The organism is Microbacterium sp. B24, assembly GCF_000333415.1.
Lineage (GTDB): Bacteria > Actinomycetota > Actinomycetes > Actinomycetales > Microbacteriaceae > Microbacterium.
Genome location: NZ_BADB01000081.1, coordinates 1 through 7444 on the forward strand (window position 1 = coordinate 1; position 7444 = coordinate 7444).

The 7444-nt window shown below is 69.0% G+C and carries 7 protein-coding genes, 1 other RNA gene and 1 pseudogene; 4 read left to right on the forward strand and 5 right to left on the reverse strand.

All coding sequences use genetic code 11. The features are described 5' to 3' along the window. The 4 genes and pseudogenes from ssrA to I5I_RS01820 all read right to left on the reverse strand — a co-directional run. Window positions 1-192, reverse strand: a transfer-messenger RNA (tmRNA) gene (gene ssrA / locus I5I_RS16220); the annotation flags it as partial. A 19-nt stretch (window positions 193-211) separates the two neighbouring features. Continuing rightward, window positions 212-922: pseudogene (locus I5I_RS01810) on the reverse strand (acetyl-CoA C-acyltransferase); the annotation flags it as partial. 72 nt (window positions 923-994) lie between these two features. Further along, the gene (locus tag I5I_RS01815; RefSeq protein ID WP_036315725.1) at window positions 995-2191 is read right to left on the reverse strand and encodes a ribonuclease D; all 1197 of its coding nucleotides are present in this window, start codon (window positions 2189-2191) and stop codon (window positions 995-997) included. Beyond that, on the reverse strand, window positions 2184-2789 hold the full coding sequence (locus tag I5I_RS01820; RefSeq protein WP_036315730.1) for a DUF3000 domain-containing protein: 606 nt from the start codon (window positions 2787-2789) through the stop codon (window positions 2184-2186). Before I5I_RS01820 ends, I5I_RS01815 begins: the two co-directional genes overlap by 8 nt. Window positions 2790-2814: 25 nt before the next feature. Between I5I_RS01820 and I5I_RS01825 the strand changes: the two genes are divergently transcribed. The 4 genes from I5I_RS01825 to I5I_RS01840 all read left to right on the forward strand — a co-directional run bounded on the left by I5I_RS01825 (window position 2815) and on the right by I5I_RS01840 (window position 7197). Further along, entirely contained in the window at window positions 2815-4056 is a 1242-nt protein-coding gene (locus I5I_RS01825) for an alpha/beta hydrolase family protein (RefSeq protein WP_036315733.1), read from the forward strand. Then, a complete protein-coding gene (gene zapE, locus I5I_RS01830; RefSeq protein ID WP_005049510.1) occupies window positions 4053-5081 on the forward strand; it encodes a cell division protein ZapE in 1029 nt (342 codons plus the stop codon). Before I5I_RS01825 ends, zapE begins: the two co-directional genes overlap by 4 nt. Window positions 5082-5272: 191 nt before the next feature. Beyond that, window positions 5273-6544: an ammonium transporter gene (locus I5I_RS01835; protein ID WP_036315736.1), complete on the forward strand. Its 1272-nt coding sequence runs from the start codon at window positions 5273-5275 to the stop codon at window positions 6542-6544. An 89-nt stretch (window positions 6545-6633) separates the two neighbouring features. Continuing rightward, window positions 6634-7197, forward strand: a complete 564-nt coding sequence (locus I5I_RS01840; protein WP_036315739.1) for a type II toxin-antitoxin system PemK/MazF family toxin — start codon at window positions 6634-6636, stop codon at window positions 7195-7197. A 20-nt stretch (window positions 7198-7217) separates the two neighbouring features. Here I5I_RS01840 and I5I_RS01845 read toward each other — a convergent pair. Further along, the coding region (locus I5I_RS01845) for a YnfA family protein (protein ID WP_036315742.1) at window positions 7218-7444 on the reverse strand (227 nt) is incomplete at its 5' end.

A 7444-nucleotide genomic window follows, 5' to 3' on the forward strand; every position in this document is an offset into this window, starting at 1 on the left:
CCTAATGACGCCGGGTCCGTGGCGGGGTCACACACGGTCTGACGGACTATCGGGCTCGCTTAGGCAGCGAGGGCGAAGTCAGTGCGCTTGGATTCGGCACTTATAGGTTCGCAGAGATCGTTAACGAGATAACCCTGCATCCTCGGCCCGCTTCTCGCAGATTCACAGACGCTGTCGAAACCGATCAGCCCCGTGTGCGTCACGGCGACGTGCCGTGCGGCGAATGAGCCACTGTCACGCTGTGGAGGTCTTCCATCGTCGTCTGCGGGCGACGGCCCTCGTCCTCCGTGGCCAGGCCCCAGCTTCCCTCGGCATCCTTCACGGCGACGGGAACCAGATCGGGCTGAAACTTGCCGGCCTCGTAGGCGGCCTGCGCCTTGTGCTGGCTGAGCATGCCGAAACGGTCGGAGCGCTCCTTGGTCAGCTGCGGGAACCGGTCGAAGATGCGCTCGGCGGTCACGCCCATGTTCAGCGCACCCGGATCGACCATCTTCTCGGCCACGAACCGGGGATTCGGGTCGGCGTTCCCGCCAATGGGGTAGTGGCCCATGTGCTCGACGCCGCCGGCGAGGGCGACGTCGTACATGCCGGCGCTGATCGAGGCCCCCATCATGGCGACACTCGTCATGGCACCGGCGCACATCCGATCGATCGCGAACCCGGGCACGGTCTGCGGCAGGCCGGCGAGGATGGCCACCGAGCGCCCGAGCGTCAGGCCCTGCTCTCCGGTCTGGCTGGTCGCGGCGATGGCGACGTCGTCGACGCGAGCGGCGGGAACAGCGGTGTTCCGGGCCATGAGTCCGATCGTCGCCTTGACCGCGAGGTCATCCGCGCGGGTGTTCCAGTACATGCCCTTCTCGCCGGCGCGACCGAACGGGGTGCGCATTCCATCGACGAAGTAGACGTCCGAGAGCTCGGCCACACTGCCTCCAAGGGTTGAGATTCAGTCCAGCGTACGATGAAACTCAGTCTCACAGAAACGCTTGGATCGATTCTACGACGCGAGGTCGGACGCAGCCTCGGCTGTCTGCACGGATTCGACAAAGGCGCCGGCGATCACCGCCGCCGTGGCCTCGATCTGCCAGGGCCGGGCGCCGTGGGCCGCGAGCGCGTGACCGATGGATGCCGGGTCGATCTCGGCCGGGGGAGCCCATGCGACACGACGCAACGTGTCGGGGGTCAGGAGATTCTCGGTCGGCATCCGCAGCTCGACAGCGAGCTGTTCGACGAGCGGGCGCGCCGCCTTCAGTCGGAGGTCGGCTGCCGGGTTGCGCTCCGCCCACGCGCGCGGGGGCGGCATCCCGTCGCCGGACGCGCGCTCGGCGGGCAGCGCGGGATCGGCGCGGCCCGCCTCGATCGCGGCCCACCAACGGTCGAGCTGACTGCGGCTCGCTCGGCCGGTGAAGTCCTTGACGCGGGCGAGGTCCTGCTTGGTCTTGGGGTCGGCGATGACGACGGCCACCAGCGCCCGATCCGGGACGAGCCGACCGGGCGAAGTGTCCTGCTCGCGCGCGTACTCCTCCCGCGCGATCCACAGGGCCCGAGCGACGGCGAGGGCGCGGCGACCGCGCACGGTGTGCAAACCGCTGAGGCGTCGCCAGGGCTCCTCGCGAGCGGGCTTGACGGGCCGCGTGCGCACCGTCTCGAACTCCTGAGCCGCGATATCGGTCTTTCCCTGCTCCTCGAGCTCGTCGCGCAGCACGTCGAAGACGTCGACGAGGTGCAGCACGTCCAGCGCGGCGTACTCGAGCCAGGGCTGCGGAAGCGGACGGGTCGACCAGTCCGCCGCCGAATGCGCCTTCGCGAGGGTGATCCCCAGGGCGTCCTCGACGACGGCGCCGAGGCCGACCCGCTCATGCCCGAGCAGACGTGCAGCGAGTTCGGTGTCGAAGATCTGCGGCGGCTCGAGGTGCTCTTCGCGCAGCGACGGGAGGTCCTGGCTCGCGGCGTGGAGGATCCAGGTGATGCCACCGATCGCATCCTGCAACGGCGACAGATCGCCCACCGCCGGCGGGTCGATGAGGAAGACGCCGGCGTCGCGCCGGTACACCTGGATGAGGTACGCCCGCTGGGAGTATCGGAAGCCGGATGCACGCTCCACGTCGACGGCGACGGGGCCGGTGCCCGCGGCGAGCGCGGTGGCGGCGGCGGCGAGCCCGGCGGCATCCGTGATGACGTCGTACTCAGCCACGCGTTCCCCTTCCTGATGCACCCCGCTGCGAACCGAACACGGCGATGCCCTCTGATCCCGGCGGCAGACCCGCCAGCATGCACACGAGCTCCGCCCACGCCTCCACGTGGGCGCTCAGGTCGCCCGCGGGCGTCCAGGACGACCGCAACTCGATCTGCGCCCCGTCACCCTCCTCGGCGAGCGAGCCGAACCCCTTCGACAGGGTCTTGGTCGCCGTTCCGGACTCTGCATGGAAGGCCGCGCCGCGCGTCTGAAGCGCATCGACGAGCCATGACCAGGCGACGTCCGCGAGCAACGGGTCGACGCCGATCTCGGGTTCGAGCGGAGCTTGCGCAAAACACACGATACGCCACGGACCGCCCCAGGAGTCCGGTTCGGCCGGGTCGTGCATGAGGACGAAGCGCCCGGTTCCATACGGCGAGTCCAGCCCGTCCGCATCCGGACGGACGTCTCCCGCGAAGGCGATCGCCTCCGGGGCGAGGCTCGTCGGGGCGGCGATCTCACGCACGGAGAAGTCGGACCGGAAGGTCAGGGACCGCAGCTGTTCTGCGGCGCGCGCGAAGGCCGGTGTCTCAGCGGCGGGACGGGTGTCATCCACGGTCACAGACTAGGATGGGCCCACGATGAAGGCACCCAGGCGCGCCGCCCTCGGCGCCTCACGAATCGGCGCTCCGGCCACCCTGCGGATGCTTGCCCTCGCCCTTGCGGCGGCGTTGTTGGCAACGGCCGCGATGGCATTCGCCGTCGCCCTGCGCATGGCCCGACGCGTGGTGACGCCCTCACGGCGCGTGCCCGACACGCGCATCGTCGACATCGACGTGCCCGCCCAGACCATCACGCTGGCGCGCACGCCCGACACGGTGCTGCCGGGGCGCTACGGCCTGTTCACGACCGGCTCCGCCGACTATCTCAAAGTGGGCTCTGTGCTGGCCAGCGACGGCGAGACCGTCAAGCGGAAGCTCCTCACGCAGGTCGGCGGCGAATCGAGCCTCGCCGCCGATGCGGCGTTCAGCGGCTGGTATTACGAACGGCCGGAAGAGCTCCATCTGCCTTTCACGCACGAGCACGTGCCTGCCGCGATCGGCGCCTGCCCGGCCTGGCTGTTCCCGGCCGAGCCGCGGAGCGACGCGGACCACGAGACCTGGGTCATCCAGATCCACGGTCGTGGCACGACGCGAGCCGAATGCCTGCGCGCAGTGCCGGTGTTCCACGCCCTGGGCATCACGTCGCTCGTCGTGTCGTACCGCAACGACGGTGAGGCTCCGCGCAGCCGTGCCGGAGCCTACGCGCTCGGCGCCACCGAGTGGCGCGACGTCGATGCCGCCGTCAGCTGGGCCCTGCGCCATGGTGCCCGCCGCATCGTGCTGATGGGCTGGTCGATGGGGGGCGCGATCGCCCTACAGACGTCGCTCGGCTCCGCGCACCGCGAGCAGATCGAAGGAGTCATCCTCGATTCACCCGTCGTCGACTGGCGCACCGTCCTCACCTACCAGGCCCGGGCGCTGCACGTGCCCACACCGGTGACCGATCTGGCGATGGGGGCGCTCCGCACCGGATGGGCGGCTCCCGCCATCGGCGCCGACGGACCCATTCCGCTCGACCGGCTCGACATCGTGGCGCGCGCCGCCGAACTGCGCCACCCCGTCCTGATCCTGCACAGCGACGATGACGGATTCGTTCCGTCGAGCGCATCGCATCGTCTGGCCGATGCGCGACCCGATCTCGTCGAGTTGCAGGTGTTCCGCACCGCCAGACACACCAAGCTCTGGAACTACGACCAGCAGCGCTGGACCGACGCGATCGGCGATTGGCTGCGCGCACACGACCTGGTGGGCGCACCGGCGGTCGACGAGGGAGAACGATGACATCCACCGACTCCGGCACGATTCGCCTCGTCGATCGTCAGCCGGCGGTGTCCGGCGCAGAGATGGTCGCCGCACTCGTGCCGCCGCCGCAGTTCGACGGCGCGACCTTCGACACGTATCGCGCCGATCCGTCTTTTCCTTCGCAGCAGGAGGCCAAGGAACGGCTCATCGCGTTCAGCCTCGGCGGGGGTCCGGCTGAGCGCGGCGGACTCTTCCGCCGCGCGAAGAAGGTGCCGGAGATGAAGCCGGGCGTGTATCTCGACGGCGGGTTCGGCGTCGGCAAGACCCATCTGCTCGCGGCCATCTATCACGCGATGCCGGCGCGACGGAAGTACTTCGGATCGTTCATCGAGTACACCGCGTTGGTCGGGGCACTCGGGTACCAGAAGACGGTCGAGCTCTTCCGCGGAGCGGACCTGCTGTGCATCGACGAGTTCGAGCTCGACGACCCGGGTGACACCATGGTGATGACCCGACTGCTGGGGGAGCTGGTCCCCACCGGAACGCGGCTCGCGGCGACATCGAACACCCCGCCCAATGCGCTCGGCGAAGGGCGATTCGCCGCGCAGGACTTCCTCCGCGAGATCCACGCCATGGCATCGAGCTTCGAGACCATCCGCATCGACGGCACCGACTACCGTCAGCGCGCCCTCGATGGGCACGCCGAGGTGTGCGACGACGCCGCCTACCGCGCGGCGATCGATGGCGCCGCGGCATCCGGTGTCGTCTCGGACGACGCGTTCGCCGAACTGATCCGCCATCTCGCGACCGTGCACCCTTCGCGCTACGTGCGCCTGATCGAGAACCTGTCGATGATCGGCCTGCGTGACGTGATCACTCTTCAGGACCAGTCCGCCGCACTGCGCTTCGTCGCCTTCGTGGACCGGGCATACGATGCGCAGATCCCGGTGCGCGCGACCGGTCGCCCCCTCGACGAGGTCTTCGGCGAAGAGATGCTCGCGGGCGGCTATCGCAAGAAATACCTGCGCGCGATCTCGCGCCTCAACGCGCTCACGCATTCCTGATCGCCCTCAGCGGCGAAGCCCGCCACCCCGAAACGTGATGTTTACCTGGACGCGGCGCGCGTAACCAACGCGAAACACGACGCGGATACCGGCGGTAACCGCGTACCGCAACACTGAGTGCGCTGGGACGCCCCGACCCCGAAACCGCGGCGACCCGGTCCGAGTTACACAACACATCAGTGAGGACCTTCATGGACAGCGGAAATCTCGCTTGGTATATCGCCGCTACGGCTCTCGTGCTCTTTATGACGCCGGGCGTGGCTTTCTTCTACGGCGGCCTCGTCAAGGCGAAGAGCGTCATCAGCATGATGATGATGAGCTTCGGCGCGATGGGTCTCGTCGCGGTGCTCTGGATCCTCTACGGATACAACATGCAGACCGCCGACTGGTGGGGCGGCATCCTGGGCAACCCCTTCTCCGACTTCGGCCTCGGCGCGATGGCGACCGGTGAGAACGCGACCGTGAACCTCACGGCCGTCGCCTACGGCGCCACCTTCGCGATCATCACCGTGGCCCTCATCTCCGGCGCCATCGCCGACCGCGCCCGCTTCGGCTCGTGGATGATCTTCGCGTTCTTCTTCGCGACGATCGACTACTTCGCCGTCGCCGGCTGGGTGTGGAACACCAACGGCTGGATCTTCAACCTCGGAACCACCCTGGGCTTCTCGACCGAGGTGATCGACTACGCCGGTGGAACCGCTGTCCACATCAACGCCGGTGCAGCCGCGCTCGCTCTCGCCCTGGTGCTCGGCAAGCGCGTCGGCTTCCAGAAGGGCATCCACAAGCCGCACAACGTGCCGCTCGTGATGCTGGGAGCAGCGATCCTGTGGTTCGGCTGGTTCGGCTTCAACGCCGGCGCCGCTGCCTTCTACGCCGCCCCCGAGGGCACGAGCGGTGACATCCTCTCCGGCATCGCCGGCGTCGGCTCGCCCGCCGGCCTCATCGTGCTGAACACGCTGGGCGCCACCGCGGCGGCCATCCTCGGTTGGGCGATCGTCGAGAAGCTCAAGGACGGCAAGCCGACCGCCGTCGGCGCCGCCTCGGGTGCCGTCGCCGGCCTCGTCGCCATCACGCCCTCCTGCGCCAACCTGGCGCCGGGCTGGTCGCTGCTGCTCGGCATCATCGCCGGTGCGGTCTGCGCCCTCGCGGTCGAGCTCAAGTGGCGTCTCGGCTTCGACGACTCGCTCGACGTCGTGGGTGTCCACCTCGTCGGCGGTCTGATCGGAACGCTCTACCTCGGCTTCTTCGCCACGGGCACGGGCCTGTTCCTCGGCGGCAACGCCGAACAGCTGATCCTCCAGGCGATCGCCGCCGTCACGGTGCTGGTGTTCTCCTTCGTGGTCGCCTACGTGCTGGGCTTCATCATCGAGAAGACGATCGGCTTCCGCGTGAAGAACGAGGACGAGATCGCCGGCATCGACACCGTCGTGCACGGTGAAGAGGGCTACGCGCTCGTCGACTGACTCGCATCCATCGAAGGGGCGTCGGATCTCACGGTCCGGCGCCCCTTCGCCGTGCGAAGACGTGCGACAGCGGTTGGTAGCGTGAAGCCATGGCATCTCGCGACGGCCGCGGCCCCCTGACGTCCCTCGTTCGGGGGATCCTCGGCCTCCTCGGTGGCCGCTCACGCTCCTCGGCGCAGGCGAAGAGTCCCCGGTCGCGCCCCACCACCACACCCGCGCTCAGTCCCGGTCAGGGCGGGCAGACGGCGACCCGCGAGGTCCGCCCACCGGCGCGGGGCAGGCTGACGATCACATACGCCCCGCAGCGCGACGGTGCTCCCGATGCCGGCGAGATCGTGTGGACCTGGGTGCCATACGAGGAGAACGACGGGCGCGGCAAGGACCGCCCCGTACTGGTGATCGGCCACGACGGGGCCGACCGTGTGTTCGCGGTTCGTTTGACCAGCAAGGCGCACGACGGCGACCGCGACTACCTCTCCATCGGCACCGGGCCGTGGGACTCGCAGGGGCGCCCCTCGTGGGTCGACATCGAGCAGCTGTACAGCGTGCACGTGCGAGGGATGCGGCGCGAGGCCGCAGCGCTGGATCGCCGACGGTTCGCCGCCGTCGCCGGGGCTCTGCAAGGGCGCTACGGCTGGCTGAACGAGGTCTGAGGCGGCGGGGGCTTCGGGGGCTAGTCCGAAGCGCGCTGGAGCGCAGGGGCGAAGATGATGATCGCGGCGCCGAGCAGGGCCACAGCCGAGCCCACATAGTCCCACAGCGTGGGTTTGAAGCCGTCGATCACGATTCCCCATGCGAGCGAGCCCGCGACGAAGACACCGCCGTACGCGGCCAGCACACGGCCGAAGTGCGCGTCGGGCTGGAAAGCCGCGACGAACCCGTAGCCCCCGAGGGCGATCA

Coding starts and splice junctions, on each gene's coding strand:
- I5I_RS01825 (WP_036315733.1), top strand. CDS start 2,815: ATGAAGGCACCCAGGCGCGCCGCCCTCGGCGCCTCACGAATCGGCGCT.
- I5I_RS01835 (WP_036315736.1), top strand. CDS start 5,273: ATGGACAGCGGAAATCTCGCTTGGTATATCGCCGCTACGGCTCTCGTG.
- I5I_RS01840 (WP_036315739.1), top strand. CDS start 6,634: ATGGCATCTCGCGACGGCCGCGGCCCCCTGACGTCCCTCGTTCGGGGG.
- zapE (WP_005049510.1), top strand. CDS start 4,053: ATGACATCCACCGACTCCGGCACGATTCGCCTCGTCGATCGTCAGCCG.